The organism is Allotamlana fucoidanivorans (assembly GCF_045788535.1).
Classification (GTDB): domain Bacteria; phylum Bacteroidota; class Bacteroidia; order Flavobacteriales; family Flavobacteriaceae; genus Allotamlana; species Allotamlana fucoidanivorans.
This window is the reverse complement of sequence record NZ_CP074074.1, coordinates 657,310-673,395: the sequence shown is the minus strand read 5'-3', so window position 1 is coordinate 673,395 and position 16,086 is coordinate 657,310. Positions and strand designations below refer to the sequence as shown.

The following is a 16,086-nucleotide window of genomic DNA, read 5'->3' as shown; positions in this document are numbered from 1 at the left end:
TACTAAAAATAACCCAATTATTACAGCTATATATGTTATATTCTTTTTAATCATGTCTGAGTACAATTGTTGCTTCTTTAAAGTTATTAGCTATTTGAACATTATCCCATGCTGATTTGTAAATGAGCAAGGATATAATGGTTGCAACGCGTTCTTCTGTAATAGTGTCTTCAAAAATACCACTATTTACAACGGCATCTATTAAGTTTTGAACCAGTTGTTCTATGTCTGTTTCTTTAATCTTCTGAAGCACAGGGAGCAATACATTTTTAATGTTCTCTTCGGTAATAGTGTCTTTAATAATGTCTAAGTCTAAAATAACCTTAGCGAAAAAGTTAGCCACGGCTTCGGCATTAAGATTGGCAAAGGCTTCCAAAATTGGAAGAAGTAGGGATTTTACTTTTTCGGGCGTGATATTTTCAGAAATAAAATCATTAAGAGCATTGGCTATAGCTAAACTGGTAAGCTCTGGGTTTATATTTTCTAGAATAGGGCTTAAAAAATCAGTTAAATAGCTAATAATCTCTGGGCCAATTTCAGGTTCAAGGCTCAATAACCATTCAGCAATAGTGCTTCCTGCTATTTCCGGGTCAATAGATTGCAAGTAAGTGATACCAAGTTGAAACGCAGAACTTATATTGTTTTGGTTTAAAAACTGACTGATGATTAATCCTGCCACCTCATCAGCAGCCTTTTCAGGGCCACCAACAAGACCAATTACGGGTTTAGCAGCAATAAAGGCAGCCTTAATCGTACTTTGCATGCTTTCATAATCTGGCTGTAAATTAATGTCTGAAAAACTATCATTAATTACATTAACAATGCCTTCTATGGCATTAGTGGCCTCTGTAGCCAATTCTCCCATTTTTAAAATAGATGTTTCATCAATTTTTTGTGTAAATGGTAGAATTAAGTTAGATACGTTTTCCTGGTTAATCCATATGTCACTAACATAATAGGCTAGCGTATCAGAAACTGTTGTTATTTTTTCTTCATCTAATTTTGTAAAATCACGCCAAGCATCGGTAAGTACTGGTTGTAATACATTGGGTGCAAAAACTTCAAAAAATAGGTTAACAATTAATGTTGAAATTGTTTCAGATACCTTCTCAGCATTGGTAGGAATAGATTCTATGTAAGGAAAAATGACTTCGTAAATGGTGTCGGCAGTGATATTTTCATTGATGAACGCCACAATAACCGCACTGATGTCCTCTGAAACTTTATCAGGGTCAATATTGGTCAATTTTTCTAGTTGTTCTTTAAGTAATTGGGTTAGCGCAGATTCCCAGTCTATTTGAGAGAGCACCTTATAGATTTCTGAGGCAAGAAATTTAGCAGCAGTTTCCTCATCAAATTCATTTATAAATTCTAGTTTTCCCGAAATGGCATCAACAATAACGTTGTTAATTAAAGATTGTAGCTTCTCATTATTGAAAAGCAAATGAGCCATGAGGTCTCCAATCTTCTCGGGTGATTTATTGGCCACTTTATCAATAAGGTCTTGATTGACTTTATTCACTAATCTGGCGATACTTCCTTGATTTGCAGTTAAAATAATTTCATTGTTATTACCATCGTATAAATAGTCATAAATTAATTTCTCTGCAGCGCTTATTCTTACATTTTTATCGTTAAAAACAAAATATTTAACATCTTTATCGCCTCCAATCAAATCTAACTGACCGTCTTTGGTCAAAACTTTTCCATCATGGGTAAAATTCACTTTGTAAGTGCGCATCTCAGAGGCATCAAGCACCATATCGTCCAAATCGTAAATGCCTTTTTTTATCAAAGAATCCGTACTGTTAAATAGAATTGGTGGTGGGATGTCATCATTGGCCACTTCAATTTTAAATTTAGCCAATTTCCATTCGTATTTTCTTAAAATGGTGTTAGCCTCATCAACAGCTTCAATAACGGTGTCAACTGGTTCTTCACAAGTAAACAACAATAGCAAAAGCGGAAGTAAGGCAGCATGAAGCTTCCTCATAGCATTTTTATTTTTTATAATTTTTAATCAAATTTAACAAACTTTTAGGATATTGTATTAAGAATTGAAATTTTATAATGGGTATAAAAATGAGGCATTGCCTTTTCATTATGTTTACTAGTTAAAGGTTTGCGTAATCAAGTAATGGTTGGTCTCACTGTAAGAGTCAATTTAATTTTGGTTATTTTTGCAGCGTTATGCAAGAGTTAAAACTTTCAAATTGGTTGCCTACCACAAACAAAGAGGTGAAAATTCGCGGTTGGGATGAGCTCGATGTCATCCTGTTTAGCGGTGATGCCTATGTGGATCATCCATCATTTGGTCCTGCTGTTATTGGACGTATTTTAGAAAGTTACGGGTTAAAGGTGGCTATTGTGCCCCAGCCTAATGTGAATGATAATCTTCAGGATTTTGTAAAATTAGGGTCGCCAAAGTTATTCTTCGCCGTTACAGGTGGTTGCATGGATCCTATGATTAGCAATTATAATGCTAATAAAAAACGTCGGGATAAAGATGCATATACACCGAATGGTGATATTGGATTTAGACCAGATTATGCTACTTCTGTTTATACCAAAATACTTAAGGATAAATGGCCCAATGTACCCGTGTTGATTGGTGGGATAGAAGCGTCATTACGTCGTGTTACCCATTATGATTATTGGAGTGACAGGCTAATGCCAACCATTTTAGAAAGCTCTAAAGCGGATATGTTGGTATATGGTATGGGTGAGCAACCCTTACGGGAAATTGTGCGTTTGCTTCAAAAAGGCGTACCATTTAGCAGCATTAATACTGTAAAACAAACGGCTGTTTTACTGAGTGAAAAAGATAAAATACCAAAAAATAGTAATTGGGAAGATGTAGAGATTGTTTCACATGATATTTGCTTGAAAGACAAAAAGGCGTTTGCATCTAATTTTAAAATTATTGAGCAAGAGTCCAATAAATTGGCAGCACGGCGTATTTTTCAGAAGGTAGGAAATAAAACCTTGATGATTAATCCACCCTATCCTACCATGACGGAAGAAGAGATTGATGCATCTTTTGATCTACCTTACACGCGTTTACCACACCCGAAATACAATAAACGTGGCCCGATTCCAGCCTTTGAGATGATTAAGTTTTCTATTAACATCCATCGAGGCTGTTTTGGCGGTTGTAGTTTTTGTACTATTTCGGCGCATCAAGGAAAGTTTATTGCGTCGCGAAGCCAGGCGTCTATTTTAAAGGAAGTAGATACCGTGGCAAATATGCCTGATTTTAAAGGGTACTTGTCTGATATTGGTGGGCCAAGTGCCAATATGTATAAGATGAAGGGAAAAATACAAACTATATGTGATAAATGTGTAGCACCTTCATGCATTTCACCTGTTATTTGTAGTAATCTGGATACCTCTCATAAACCTTTAACGCAGTTATATCAAGCGGTTGATAATCATCCTAAAGTAAAAAAATCGTTTATAGGAAGCGGTATTCGTCACGATATGTTGGTGCCAGAATTCAATAAAAATGCGGACCCTAAAGAGTTAGATGATTATACTGAAGAGGTTATGACCAAACATGTTTCTGGGCGTTTAAAAGTAGCACCAGAACATACCAGCGACCCCGTATTGAAATTGATGCGTAAACCATCATTTACTTATTTTCATAAGTTTAAAGAACGTTTTGATAAGATTAATGTAAAAAACAAGCTGAAACTTCAGTTAATTCCATATTTTATTTCGAATCACCCAGCTTGTGAAGCTGAAGACATGGCTAATTTGGCTGCCGAAACTAAAGACATGGGTTTTCAGTTAGAGCAGGTGCAAGGGTTTACGCCTACCCCTATGACGGTAGCTACTGTTATTTATTACAGTGGGTATCATCCGTACACCTTAAAAAAGGTGCGCACCCCTAGAACCAGAAAGGAGAAAGATGAACAGCACCGTTTCTTCTTCTGGTATAAAGATGAAAATAAAGCGTGGATTAGAAATACCTTGAATAAATTAGGGCGTCAAGATTTGTTGGATGTCTTGCTTCCGAAGAAGGAAGAGCAATGGCGCAAAAACAAGCCTGGTAAACCAAAACACACCTTTAATGATGCCGTGCCATTTAATAGAAGAAAAAACAAGGTAAAATACCGCTCGAAGAAAAAACCGCGTTAGCAACTATTTTGTTGCACGCTCTAATCTGTCGTTGATAGATTTTCCAAGGCCATGATTAGGTAAGCGTTCTGCTATAATAATGTCTATATTTTCATGATCCAATTGATGAAGGGCATCATACAATCGCGAGGCGGCTTCTTCTAAATTTCCGGTTTCTGATAAAATTATTTGTGATGAAACTTCCCTGTTCAACTTGTTTCGAAATGCTAAAATGCCAATGCGTTTGTTGCTATAGTTTTCAACTACGTCCTCCAAGTCATCAGTTAAAATCGTTTTGGTTGAAGGTGCGTAGTGTCGTTCCAGCATACCAGGTGCTTCCGGACTAATCTCATCTTTGGTTTTAACCTTAACGGGTCCAACCACGGCTTCAATGACCTCAAGCGCTAGGGCTCCAAAACGGTACACAATAGGTTCATCGCCTTCAAAGCCAATAATGGTAGATTCAATACCATTCATACAAGCCCCGCCATCTAATACCTGCTTAATATCGTTTTTAAAATAGTGTTCAACATGTTCGGGTTTTGTAGGACTGATGCTTCCAAACGGATTCGCACTAGGGGCCGCCAACGGAAATTCAATTTCTTCCAACAAAGCCAATGTTACCGGATGATTAGGTACACGCACGGCAACCGTATCTTTTTTAGCGGTAATTAAATCTGGAATTTTAGCTTGTTTTTTCAGTACTAAGGTCATAGATCCAGGCCAAAAAGCTTCCGCTAATAATTTCGCTTTGTCAGGAATATAGCTAACGATTTCTGGCAAATCATCAACCGAAGGAATGTGCACAATCAACGGATTAAAAAATGGTCGTAGTTTGGTTGAAAATATCTTTTTTATGGCCGTTTCGCTGTATATATTTCCAGCCAAGCCATACACGGTTTCAGTAGGGATGGCAACAATATCATCAGTACGCAATATACTTGCAGCTTGCTGTATGTCTTTAGAAATAATGCTCATGGTTAAAAAAAATATGAGGGCAAAATTAATTAAAAAATGAACAATCCAGTCCAAAAACAATTTCAGATATTCATTTTTTCCATTGATGGAAAAACGAATCCAAATAATCTGGGCTTACGAATCTTTATCTAAATTTTTTGTTTGCCTCTCAAGTTTTAGGAACTCGCCTTTAAAATTAGTACTTCATAAAATGTTCTGTTAGGCTCAAACAACCTGAAATTTTACAGGGACTTTACTTCAAGCTTTACGATAAACTTTCGATAGGTCAAAATTAATTTCAACAAAGAAGCAACCTCCAAGAAAAAATGCTTACTCCAGATAATTATAGTGAGACTTTCGATGTTTTAATTTTAAATCATTCAGGACCCTAATAATAAAGAAAGATTAATGCGCCTCTAGCCAATTGTTTCCAACACCTAAATCAACATCTAACGGAACATCCAATTTATAAGCATTTTCCATTTCAGTTTTCACCAAGGTTTTTATAGCTTCTAATTCTGGTTTGTACACATCAAACACCAATTCATCATGTACTTGGAGTAGCATTTTGGTTTTAAAATGACCTCCTTCTAATTTTTTGTAAATATTAATCATGGCAATTTTAATAATATCTGCAGCACTTCCTTGAATAGGCGCGTTTACCGCATTACGCTCAGCAGCGCCGCGAACCACAGCATTACGAGAATTAATATCTTTTAAGTAACGGCGGCGCCCTAAAACCGTTTGCACATAACCATGATCACGAGCAAAATCTACTTGTTCACTAATGTAGTTTCTTAGTTTTGGATAGGTAGCATAATAGGTGTCAATCAATGCTTTTGATTCAGCTCTAGATAAATTAGTTTGATTGCTTAATCCGAAAGCAGAAACTCCATAGATAATTCCAAAGTTTACAGTTTTGGCATTACTACGTTGTTCACGAGTCACTTCTTCAATAGGCACATTAAACACTTTTGAAGCGGTTGAAGCATGAATATCTTCTCCGTTTTTAAAGGCTTCAATCATGGTTTTTTCCTGACTCAATGCGGCAATAATGCGTAATTCTATTTGTGAATAATCGGCTGCCAATAAGGTGTAGTCGTCATTTCTAGGAATAAAAGCTTTTCTCACCTGTCTGCCACGTTCGGTTCTAATGGGAATATTTTGTAAGTTCGGGTTATTACTACTTAAACGTCCAGTGGCGGCCACTGTTTGCATGTAGTCGGTATGCACTCTGCCAGTGGTTTCTTCAACTTGATTCGGCAAAGCATCAACATAGGTGCTTTTTAGTTTTGAAAGTCCTCTAAAGTCCAAGATTTTTTGAATAATATTATGATCTTTTGCTAAGTAACTTAAAACATCTTCAGCAGTTGAATATTGTCCGGATTTTGTTTTTTTAGGTTTGTCAACCAGTTTCATTTTTTCAAATAAAATGATGCCCAATTGTTTTGGTGATGCTATATTGAATGTTTCACCTGCAGCCTCGTAAATACTTTTTTCAAGTGATGCAATGTCTTTATTGAGTTGCTCCGATAACGTATTTAAAAACCCTTTATCTAAATTTATACCTTCTAATTCCATAGCCGCTAAAACCCTTAGTAAAGGAATCTCAATATCATCAAACAGTTTTTGAGTATTGGCTTCGCCTAATTCATTTTTAAAGTGTTCTTTAAGCTGTAGGGTAATATCGGCATCTTCAACAGCATATTCGGTTTGCTTTTCTACTGGAACCTCTTCCATAGATATTTGATTCTTTCCTTTTTTACCAATCAACGTTTCAATAGAAATAGGGGTGTAGTTTAAATAGGTTTCAGAAAGGACGTCCATGTTATGACGCATGTCTGGATTTATCAGATAGTGGGCCAACATGGTGTCGAAAAGTTTGCCTTTAACCTCAATGTTGTATTTGGCAAGCATTTTAATATCGTATTTTAAATTCTGGCCTATTTTCTCAATAGTTTCATTTTCAAAAAAAGGACGAAGTTCTTCTATCAATTCTTGAGCCTTCTTTTGGTCTTTAGGGAAAGGTAAATAGAAGCCTTTACCAACTTCCCAAGAAAAGGCAATACCTACTAATTGTGCAGTTAGAGGGTTTAATCCAGTGGTTTCAGTATCAAAACAAACTGAATGCTGTTTCATCAGGTTTGTTAAGAACAGTTTAGTTGCTAAATTGGTATTTATATACTGATAAAAATGACTGGTTGTGTCAGCTGTTTTTCTGGAGTGTTCTAAAGGAACTTGTTGCTCGTTTGAAAGATCTGTTTCAAACAAGGAAAATTGACCAGCGCCTGCCGATTTGGTTTCTTTTCGAGTGGGTTTTTGTTCTGAAATTGTGTTTCTTTTTGTTTCTTCTACCGGGGTTTCGTCTGTTGAAACGGCGAAGGTTTTTATGAAATTTTCCGTTAAACGCCTAAATTCTAAATCCTGAAAAATTTGTTTCACCGCCTCAATATCAGGGTGGTCTAATTCAAAATCTTTGGCATTGAACGTTACGGGAACATCAAGCATAATGGTGGCTAATTTTTTTGAGAGTAGTCCTAATTCACCATTGGCTTCAATCTTCTCTTTCATTTTGCCTTTAAGCTGATTGGTATTCGCTAGTAAACCTTCCATGCTTCCAAACTGGGCTATAAATTTTTTGGCGGTTTTTTCGCCTACACCTGGTAAGCCAGGTATATTGTCACTAGAGTCGCCCATCATGCCTAAAAAATCAATAACCTGCAAAGGGCTGTCAACTTCAAACTTTTTTTGAACCTCGGGGATACCCCAGGTTTCATAGCCTCCGCCAAAAACGGGACGGTACATAAAAATATTTTCAGTAACAAGCTGTGCAAAATCTTTATCGGGCGTTACCATATAGGTTTTGTAGCCTTCTTTTTCGGCTTGACGCGACAAGGTTCCAATTACATCATCGGCTTCATACCCCTCCTTAACCATGATAGGAATATGCATGGCTTTTAATATGTTATGAATGTGGGGTATGGCGGTTCTTATGCCTTCGGGTGTTTCATCTCTATTGGCTTTGTATGCTTCAAACATTTCAACACGATCTGCACTTCCGCCCTTATCAAAACAAACCGCAAGATGGTCTGGTCGTTCACGTTTTATAACATCTAAAAGGGAGTTCATAAAACCCATAATGGCAGAGGTGTCTTCTCCTTTTGAGTTAATTCTAGGGTTTTTTATAAAGGCATAATACCCTCTAAAAATTAAAGCGTAAGCATCTACTAAAAAAAGGCGTTTTTGTTCTGGCATTTTAAATGTTTTGATAGAAAACCAAAACTACAAAAAGTTACTCGTAATATTTAAATTAATAGAGAATTGAGTCTTTGCTTTCATTTTACTTGCGTTGCCTTGTTTTTCTTAACAATTAGTTAAATAAAAACCAGATGCTTAGCATTGCTTCAGAATACTTTTATCTTTGAGTAAAAAAGATTTATGCTACGTTGGGTTATTTTTATCCTGTTATATCTGTTTATTAGTTTTTATGGATTTCAGGCCATAAAAACAGTTACCAAAAATGTTTGGATTCATTTTCTGTTTGTTGCCATTGCTTTAATTATAGCGGTTAATTTTTTGATTCAGTTTACGGTGTATTCTGAAGGGCGCGTTTTAAACCCTGCTAAGAGTTACGCGTTTGGGTTTTTATTAGCTTATATATCATTCAACTTGGTACTCGTACCCTTATTGTTTGGTGAAGATATTTTAAGAGTTATTCTTGGGGTTTATGATAAGTTAGTTACCAAAAATGATGGTTTTTATTTGCCTTCAAGGCGAAAATTTATTAGTCAGATTGCACTTGGATTGGCGGCTATTCCATTGACGTCGTTATTGTATGGGATGTATCGAGGTAAATACCGTTTCAAAGTCTTAAATTACACCCTGCATTTTGAGGATTTACCAGAGGCTTTTGATGGATATAGAATTACGCAAATTAGTGATATACATTCAGGAAGTTTTGATAATAGAGAAAAGATAGAATATGCGGTAAGTCTTATTAACGAACAGGAATCGGATGCTATTTTATTTACAGGTGATATGGTGAATAATAAGGCATCTGAAATGTTGCCTTGGAAAAACTTGTTCAGTACGCTGAAAGCTAAAGACGGTGTATATTCCGTTTTAGGAAATCATGATTATGGCGATTATGTAAGCTGGTCTTCAAAAGAAGAAAAGCTGCAAAACTTAGAAACTTTAAAACAAATGCAGAAAGATATGGGGTTTAATTTGTTGCTGAATGATACCAAGTTCATTGAAAAAGAAGGACAACGTATTGCTGTAGTTGGTGTAGAGAACTGGGGTAAAGGTGGTTTTAAAAAGGCTGGCGATTTAAAAAAAGCGGCTAGGGAGGTAGATGCAAATGATTTTAAAATTTTAATGAGCCATGACCCCTCACATTGGGAAGCAGAAGTAATTAATGATGCGTATCACTATCACCTTACCTTAAGCGGACATACGCATGGTATGCAATTTGGTATTGAAATACCAGGATGGATAAAATGGAGTCCCGTAAAGTGGCGTTATAAACATTGGGCAGGTATTTATAAAGAAATGGGGCAATATATTAATGTGAATAGAGGATTTGGTTATTTAGGCTATCCCGGGCGTGTAGGGATATGGCCTGAAATTACAGTGATTGAGCTTAAAAAAGGGCAAGCCCAAGCATAAGTATTTGTAAATGTTGTATTTCTCTAGAAATTGCTTACTTTTATAATGATACATAAACGCTTAGATAATGACTAGGGATACATCCTTTTGAAATTAGCATAAGTCTGTGTTCATGTGTTTGACTAATAAACAATAGAATATGTCAAAATTCGGGGAACTTATTGATGTTAAAATTCCAGTTTTGTTAGATTTTTATGCAGAATGGAATGAACAGTCAGAGCCCATGCATCTTGTGCTTAGAGATGTAGCCGCTGCTCTTGGTGACAAAGTTAAAGTGATAAAAATTGATGTTAATAAAAATCAAGAATTAGCAGAAGCTTTGCGCGTAAAATCTACACCAACACTCATTATTTACAAAAATGGCGAAATGAAATGGCGTCAAAGTGGAGAGCAAGATGCCAACACATTGATAGATATTGTGCAAGACTATATGTGAGTATTTATGATTTCTTATATGAGGCTTTTGTGATGTATGACGATAACTAATGTTGCTCTCGCAAAAAGAAGATGCTTCAATATTTGCAAGTTTAGCGCCTAATTAAAATCAAGAGCTTCAAAAGTATATCCTCTAGAAGTAAAGTGAGCTAACACTTTAGGTAAAGCGTATTGCATGTTTTTTGAGGCCTTTACACTATCATGAAACACAATAATACTGCCCGATGTTGCTTTATTAATAACATTATTTAAGCATGTTTCAGGACCAATAGAAGCATTCCAATCAAACGATAAAACATCCCACATAATAATGTTGTAGCCTTTTTCTAAAAGTGTTTTGCCTTGTTTTGGGCTAATTTGACCGTACGGAGGTCTGAATAAATTAGAATAGGTTTTGTTTGAATGTTTTAACTGAGATTTTATAATGTATTCTGCCGCAATAGTATCATTTATATAAGGGTTTGTTTTGGTTTTCCAACCTTTTATATGGTTTTTTGTGTGGTTGCCTATGCTATGACCGTTTTTTACCACAGATTGAAAAATGTCAGGATGTTTTTCAATATTATTTCCAATGCAAAAAAAAGTCGCTTTAGCCTGATAGTCATGAAGCGTCTCGAGTACCCAATTAGTGATTTTAGGGGTGGGCCCATCATCAAAAGTGAGATACAAAACCTTGTTAGTAGTTGCTATATCCCAAACATAGTTTGGGAATAATTTTTTGGCAACTACTGGTGTTTTTACAGGAGCTAAGGGCATGCCTTAATCTATGGTTTTAAAGTGAACTATCTGCTTCTATTTGCGGCGCACTATCATTTTGAATGTCTAACTCAGGTTTTTCAATAATGTCTTCTGGTTCGTCTGGACCATAAAAATGTTTAAAAGCCCTTAAATGATTGTTAAAGATTTCTCCTTCGGTTTCAGCAAAGTCAATGTCGTATTTTATGAGCAGATCCACTAAAGCTTTATAGCGCTGAATATCTGTATAAATATCTTCAAATAAACGTTCTTGATTTTCTACACTCAATTGGCTGTAGTAATACAAGTTTTCTTGATATTTTTTAGAAACTGCTTTAAACAATCGTTGTGCTTTTTCTTTATTTTTAACTTCATAGTATATACCAATGTAGGGCTCTAAAAGTGTGTAATACCCATAATATTCAACAGGCATGTTTTCCATCGCTATATCGGCTACTTCTTCAGCTTTATCAAGTTTGTTTTCGTTTATTAGTTGCTCTGCCAAACGGGCTAAGTTGCCTCTGTAAGTAATAGAGTTTTTTCTGGTTTCTACGTCGTGATAAATATCTGGACTGCCACTATTGCCCCAATCCCAGTTTTTAACTTTTTCATACATCAAATCGCTATCTACACGACCCATATCAAACGGATTTGCTCTATCAACAGGAGTTTTTATTGGTACTAGTTTGTAACACATGCCATCTAGTTGAAGGTAGTCCTTCATCCAGATGTAATCATCATCACCAAAACTTCCACCCGTAAAGTATATAGGGCGTTTCCAATCGTTATTGGCAACCACATCAAGCATCAATAATCGGTTTTTATAAAGCGCACTGCCTTGTATATTTATATCAATATACGGTACAATTTGGTTTGCATCCTTTGGTTTTACAATACCCGATTTTAATACGTTATCTGTGTTAACAGGAATTCTTAAATGCCTTGATGGTAAGTAAGTAGCATTGGCATCTTGGCTTCTTACTTTGTTTAAATCTACACCCTGTTGCTGTAACACGTATTTGTATTTTGTTTTAGGGTTGTTGCTTTGAATAAAATTTAAAGCTTCTTTTACGGTTATGGTATCTTTTGTAACTTCTGAAATGATAATATAATCATTGGTGCCATAACGGTAATTTTCATGTGTAAGTTGTGATGGTATGGGGTCGCTCTCATAAGCTTTGCGTTTCATTTGATCGATATACCAATCGGTTTGAAATAAACTGGTATTTACCACCCGAACATCTGTACGGTAGCCTTCAATTTCTTGAGCATACCAAAGCGCAAAGGTGTCATTATCGCCAATGGTAAATAAGATGCCGTTTTCGGCACAAGAATCGAGGTATTTTTTAGCCATGGCATTGGCGGTATGTTTGCCTGAACGGTCATGGTCATCCCAGTTATTTGCAGCTAAAATGCCTGGTACTAAAATTAAGCATACTATGGTGATTATTGAAGCAGCGAGCTTTTTAGGAAGCATATTTTTAACGGTGTTGTAAATAGCATAAACACCAAATCCAATCCAAATAGAAAATACATAAAACGATCCTACTACAGAATAATCCCGTTCTCGCGGTTCAAAAGGTCTTACATTGGTGTATACCTGAATGGCAATACCCGTAAACAGAAAAAATACAAGCATCACCCAGAATCGGTTTTTGTCTGTATTAAATAAAAAGAAAAATCCTAATAGCCCTAAAATAAGCGGAAGCATATAATAAGTGTTTCTGGCTTTATTGTTTTTTACATCGCTTGGTAAGTTGTCTTGAGAGAGTCCTAAATGCCATTCGTCAATGAACTTTATTCCAGAAATCCAGTTGCCGTGGTTGTCATATCTTCCTTGAATATCATCTTGTCTCCCTGAAAAATTCCACATAAAATAGCGCCAATACATATAACCTAATTGGTATTCAAAAAGATATCTGATATTACTTGCTAATGACGGTTTTTCAATGTCTATATAATCTTTAAACTGTCTTAAGAAGTTATGGTAATCTTCATAATCTATATTGCCTTTTGCTACGTCGTTTTTAAAATTGGCAACAGCAGAACGCAATTCGTTTTCCATTTGATATTCTGACTTCAATTTAAAATTTAAAAAACCAGAAAACATCATATAATTTTCGGCATGCTCTGGACTCCACATGCGTGGTAGAATTGAGGCATGCTTTGAGTTATAGTTTTGCTTTGCGTTTTTGTAATCATTTACAATGACATATTTGCCTTTTTGTTCATCCTTTTCATAGTTGGGTTTGTCATCAATGTAAGGATTGTTCTCATCTAAATAGGCATACTGATCGGTAAACTGAGGTCCATAAAACAAATGGGTCTCAGGGTATTGCTCTAAGTTATAGTACGCTAAAAGTTCTCTGGCACTATCAGGGTTATTCTCATTAATAACTACATTAGCATTGGCTCTAATAGGAAGCATTAACCATGTAGAAAAACCAATAATAATAAAGGTGATACAAAGAATAGCGGTATTTAAATGCACATAATTTTTTTGTCTGGTATATTTTAAGGCATAGAAAATAACCGCCACTAGAGTGATGCCTGCTATGATAGATCCTGAATTAAAAGGAAGGCCAATAGTATTGATGAAAAAGATTTCAAAGGCACTGAATATTTTAAGAATATTTGGAGCAAGCAGTTTAAATACAAACAATAAAACACCCACCGAAACCACATTAGCAATAATAAAGTTTTTTAAGGTAATGGTTTTATAATTCTTAAAATAATAGAGTAAACCAATAGCAGGAATAGTTAATAATCCCATAAAATGCACACCAAAAGAAAGTCCAATGATAAAAGCGATTAAAATGAGCCAACGGTTTCCTCTGGGTTTGTCCATATCTTGTTCCCATCGTAAACCCAACCAAAAAAGAACAGACATAATTAAGGTGGCTAAGGCATATACTTCGGTTTCTACAGCATTAAACCAGAATGAATCGGTAAAAGTAAAAGCTAAGCTTCCAACAAGGCCACTACCCAAAATAGCCATGGCTTTTCCTGGTGAAAGAGGCTTTTCATGATTAACAAGTCTTGTTAACAACAGTGTGATAGTCCAGAACATAAACAAAATAGTAAACGCACTAGCCGCAGCACTCATCATGTTCATCATAACGCCTATTTGGGAAGGCTCAAGGGCAAATATGGAGAAGAATGCGCCGAGCATTTGGAACAGCGGCGCTCCTGGTGGATGCCCCACTTGAAGCTTTGAAGAGGTTAATATATACTCGCCAGCATCCCAGAAACTTACGGTAGGTTCAACGGTTAAGCTATAGGTTATAAATGCTATTAAAAAAGAGAACCAACCTAAAATGGTATTCCATTTTTTATAGTCAAAATGTGCCATGTAACGTAATATTTATTTGCAATGGCGAATTTAACAATAAATATGGTACTGCAAATGTTTTTAAGTAAACCTTAAGCCTTGGTAAATATTTTTTTTAAAAAAAACTTGCGAAAATAAAACTTTGTACTAAATTTGCACCCTCAATTACACAATGGCCTATGGTGTAACTGGCAACACGTCTGGTTTTGGTCCAGAAGAGTCTAGGTTCGAGCCCTAGTAGGCCAACAGAAATTGAATGAAGTCCTTGCTTTTTAGTAGGGACTTTTTGTTTTTATCTGGTTAATGAACACGCTAATGCTTTTTGAGTTTAAATTTTAAAAGTCATAACAGGGCGTTTTGCGTGGTTTACCAAGTCTTCACTAATACTACCATTAAAGAAATGTGAGATACCTTGTCTGCCATGGGTGCTCATACCAATTAAATCGGCGCCAATAGATTGGGAGAAATTCATAATGCCTTTTTCTATAGTCATATCATTATAAATATTCATAGAGCAATCTCTTAGCGAGGTGTCTTTAATAAAATGCGCCATGCGTTCGTGAGATGTGGCTGACACTGTAAATTTGTTGGGGGTATTCACCATAAGTAAATGTAGTTTGGCTTGAAATAGCTTCGCAAAGGTTAAGGCTTTTTTGAAAGCAGGTAAGCATTCCTTTTTAAAATCTGAAGCAAAAACAAAATGGTTTACTTTAAAAGTTGGGTGTTCTTTTTTAATGACCAGAACAGGTGTTTCTGATGTTCTAACCACTTTTTCAGTATTGCTACCAATAAGCAGTTCTCTTAGACCATTGACGCCATTTGACCCCATAATAATCAAGTCTATATCTTCTTTTTTACAGGTTTGGAATATGCCTTTAAAAACCTCACGAAAATCAACCAATTCATGAATATTAATATCTTTTAAAAAGGGTTTGTTTTTTAAGGTTTCAAATTTTTTATTAGCTAATTTCATAAAGAAAATAGCTTCAGGAAGTGCGCTTTGTGCACCTAAGGGGTCAATTTCTTGTAAAGGGATTTCTAGCATGTGTAACAAATAAATGTCGCATGAGTGTTGTTTTGCTAATTGTGCTGCAACTTTTAAGGCGTTTTCAGCCTGAGGGGAAAAATCGGTAGGAACTAAAATTTTTTTCATGCGTTTTAAGAGTTAGGTTGGTTTAAAATCAAAGTCATAATAGTGAAAAAGTGCTGTTGATGTGTTTTTTACGAATCACCTTTATTTTGTTGAACTTCTGTATCTTGATGTATTTAAATTTATGAATTATTCCTTTAAAAATCAATAAAATGTTATATATTTGCACCGTTGAAAGGCGAAATTAAGAATATGAGGGGACGGAAAGTCCCCTCTTTTTATACTAAAAATGTTTAAAACCAAAGTCAAAGAATTATTAGAAGCCGGATTGACTGAGCGTCAAGATTTATTTTTGATCGATTTTTCTATAAATACCGAAAATAATATTAAAGTGATTATTGATGGTGATCAAGGGGTTTTAGTTGAAGATTGTATTCAGATAAGTAGAGCTATTGAGCATAATTTAGACAGGGAAGAAGAAGATTTCTCTTTAGAAGTCATGTCGGCAGGAGCTTCATCACCACTGGTGCATAAACGTCAATACAACAAAAATAAAAATAGAACGCTTAAGGTGAAAACAGCTTCTAAAGAAATAGAAGGAACGCTTACTCAAGCAACTGAAGAAACTATTACTCTTGAGTGGAAGGCCAGAGAACCAAAACCCGTAGGTAAGGGCAAGGTAACTGTTAAAAAGGAAGCCGTAATTCCTTTTGAAGATATTATTGAAGCAAAAGTTATGATTAAATTTTAA

10 protein-coding genes and 1 tRNA gene are annotated in these 16,086 nt (G+C 35.6%); 5 read left to right on the top strand and 6 right to left on the bottom strand.

The window, feature by feature from the left end:
* Nucleotides 1-46: 46 nt before the first annotated feature.
* The gene (locus KFZ70_RS03130) at nucleotides 47-1,993 is read right to left on the bottom strand and encodes a hypothetical protein (RefSeq protein WP_139697225.1); all 1,947 of its coding nucleotides are present in this window, start codon (nucleotides 1,991-1,993) and stop codon (nucleotides 47-49) included.
* A gap of 197 nt (nucleotides 1,994-2,190) precedes the next feature.
* On the opposite strand from KFZ70_RS03130, the gene KFZ70_RS03125 reads away from it, so the two are divergent.
* The gene (locus KFZ70_RS03125; RefSeq protein WP_139697228.1) at nucleotides 2,191-4,140 is read left to right on the top strand and encodes a YgiQ family radical SAM protein; all 1,950 of its coding nucleotides are present in this window, start codon (nucleotides 2,191-2,193) and stop codon (nucleotides 4,138-4,140) included.
* A 3-nt stretch (nucleotides 4,141-4,143) separates the two neighbouring features.
* On the opposite strand, the gene KFZ70_RS03120 is transcribed toward KFZ70_RS03125, so the two are convergent.
* Together KFZ70_RS03120 and polA are read right to left on the bottom strand one after the other, a co-directional pair.
* A complete protein-coding gene (locus tag KFZ70_RS03120) occupies nucleotides 4,144-5,097 on the bottom strand; it encodes an L-threonylcarbamoyladenylate synthase (protein ID WP_139697229.1) in 954 nt (317 codons plus the stop codon).
* A gap of 384 nt (nucleotides 5,098-5,481) precedes the next feature.
* Complete coding sequence (gene polA / locus KFZ70_RS03115) at nucleotides 5,482-8,331, bottom strand: DNA polymerase I (RefSeq protein ID WP_139697231.1); 2,850 nt, start codon at nucleotides 8,329-8,331, stop codon at nucleotides 5,482-5,484.
* A gap of 183 nt (nucleotides 8,332-8,514) precedes the next feature.
* On the opposite strand from polA, the gene KFZ70_RS03110 reads away from it, so the two are divergent.
* Together KFZ70_RS03110 and KFZ70_RS03105 are read left to right on the top strand one after the other, a co-directional pair.
* Nucleotides 8,515-9,744 carry a metallophosphoesterase gene (locus KFZ70_RS03110; protein WP_139697233.1) on the top strand — a complete coding sequence of 410 codons (1,230 nt, stop codon included), beginning with the start codon at nucleotides 8,515-8,517 and terminating at the stop codon, nucleotides 9,742-9,744.
* Between the two features lie 139 nt (nucleotides 9,745-9,883).
* The gene (locus KFZ70_RS03105) at nucleotides 9,884-10,180 is read left to right on the top strand and encodes a co-chaperone YbbN (protein WP_139697235.1); all 297 of its coding nucleotides are present in this window, start codon (nucleotides 9,884-9,886) and stop codon (nucleotides 10,178-10,180) included.
* Nucleotides 10,181-10,278: 98 nt separating this feature from the next.
* Here KFZ70_RS03105 and KFZ70_RS03100 read toward each other — a convergent pair whose 3' ends face one another.
* Both KFZ70_RS03100 and KFZ70_RS03095 read right to left on the bottom strand, forming a co-directional pair.
* On the bottom strand, nucleotides 10,279-10,935 hold the full coding sequence (locus KFZ70_RS03100; protein ID WP_139697236.1) for a polysaccharide deacetylase family protein: 657 nt from the start codon (nucleotides 10,933-10,935) through the stop codon (nucleotides 10,279-10,281).
* A gap of 16 nt (nucleotides 10,936-10,951) precedes the next feature.
* The gene (locus tag KFZ70_RS03095; RefSeq protein ID WP_139697238.1) at nucleotides 10,952-14,266 is read right to left on the bottom strand and encodes a DUF2723 domain-containing protein; all 3,315 of its coding nucleotides are present in this window, start codon (nucleotides 14,264-14,266) and stop codon (nucleotides 10,952-10,954) included.
* Between the two features lie 152 nt (nucleotides 14,267-14,418).
* Here KFZ70_RS03095 and KFZ70_RS03090 point away from each other — a divergent pair.
* Nucleotides 14,419-14,491: transfer RNA gene (locus KFZ70_RS03090), tRNA-Gln, on the top strand.
* An 82-nt stretch (nucleotides 14,492-14,573) separates the two neighbouring features.
* Here KFZ70_RS03090 and KFZ70_RS03085 read toward each other — a convergent pair.
* Complete coding sequence (locus KFZ70_RS03085) at nucleotides 14,574-15,398, bottom strand: universal stress protein (protein ID WP_139697240.1); 825 nt, start codon at nucleotides 15,396-15,398, stop codon at nucleotides 14,574-14,576.
* A 226-nt stretch (nucleotides 15,399-15,624) separates the two neighbouring features.
* Between KFZ70_RS03085 and rimP the strand changes: the two genes are divergently transcribed.
* Nucleotides 15,625-16,086, top strand: a complete 462-nt coding sequence (gene rimP / locus KFZ70_RS03080; RefSeq protein ID WP_139697242.1) for a ribosome assembly cofactor RimP — start codon at nucleotides 15,625-15,627, stop codon at nucleotides 16,084-16,086.

Excerpts from the sequence above, each read along its gene's own strand:
- KFZ70_RS03130 (WP_139697225.1), bottom strand. The coding sequence starts at position 1,993 with ATGAGGAAGCTTCATGCTGCCTTACTTCCGCTTTTGCTATTGTTGTTT.
- KFZ70_RS03125 (WP_139697228.1), top strand. The coding sequence starts at position 2,191 with ATGCAAGAGTTAAAACTTTCAAATTGGTTGCCTACCACAAACAAAGAG.
- KFZ70_RS03120 (WP_139697229.1), bottom strand. The coding sequence starts at position 5,097 with ATGAGCATTATTTCTAAAGACATACAGCAAGCTGCAAGTATATTGCGT.
- polA (WP_139697231.1), bottom strand. The coding sequence starts at position 8,331 with ATGCCAGAACAAAAACGCCTTTTTTTAGTAGATGCTTACGCTTTAATT.
- KFZ70_RS03110 (WP_139697233.1), top strand. The coding sequence starts at position 8,515 with ATGCTACGTTGGGTTATTTTTATCCTGTTATATCTGTTTATTAGTTTT.
- KFZ70_RS03105 (WP_139697235.1), top strand. The coding sequence starts at position 9,884 with ATGTCAAAATTCGGGGAACTTATTGATGTTAAAATTCCAGTTTTGTTA.
- KFZ70_RS03100 (WP_139697236.1), bottom strand. The coding sequence starts at position 10,935 with ATGCCCTTAGCTCCTGTAAAAACACCAGTAGTTGCCAAAAAATTATTC.
- KFZ70_RS03095 (WP_139697238.1), bottom strand. The coding sequence starts at position 14,266 with ATGGCACATTTTGACTATAAAAAATGGAATACCATTTTAGGTTGGTTC.
- KFZ70_RS03085 (WP_139697240.1), bottom strand. The coding sequence starts at position 15,398 with ATGAAAAAAATTTTAGTTCCTACCGATTTTTCCCCTCAGGCTGAAAAC.
- rimP (WP_139697242.1), top strand. The coding sequence starts at position 15,625 with ATGTTTAAAACCAAAGTCAAAGAATTATTAGAAGCCGGATTGACTGAG.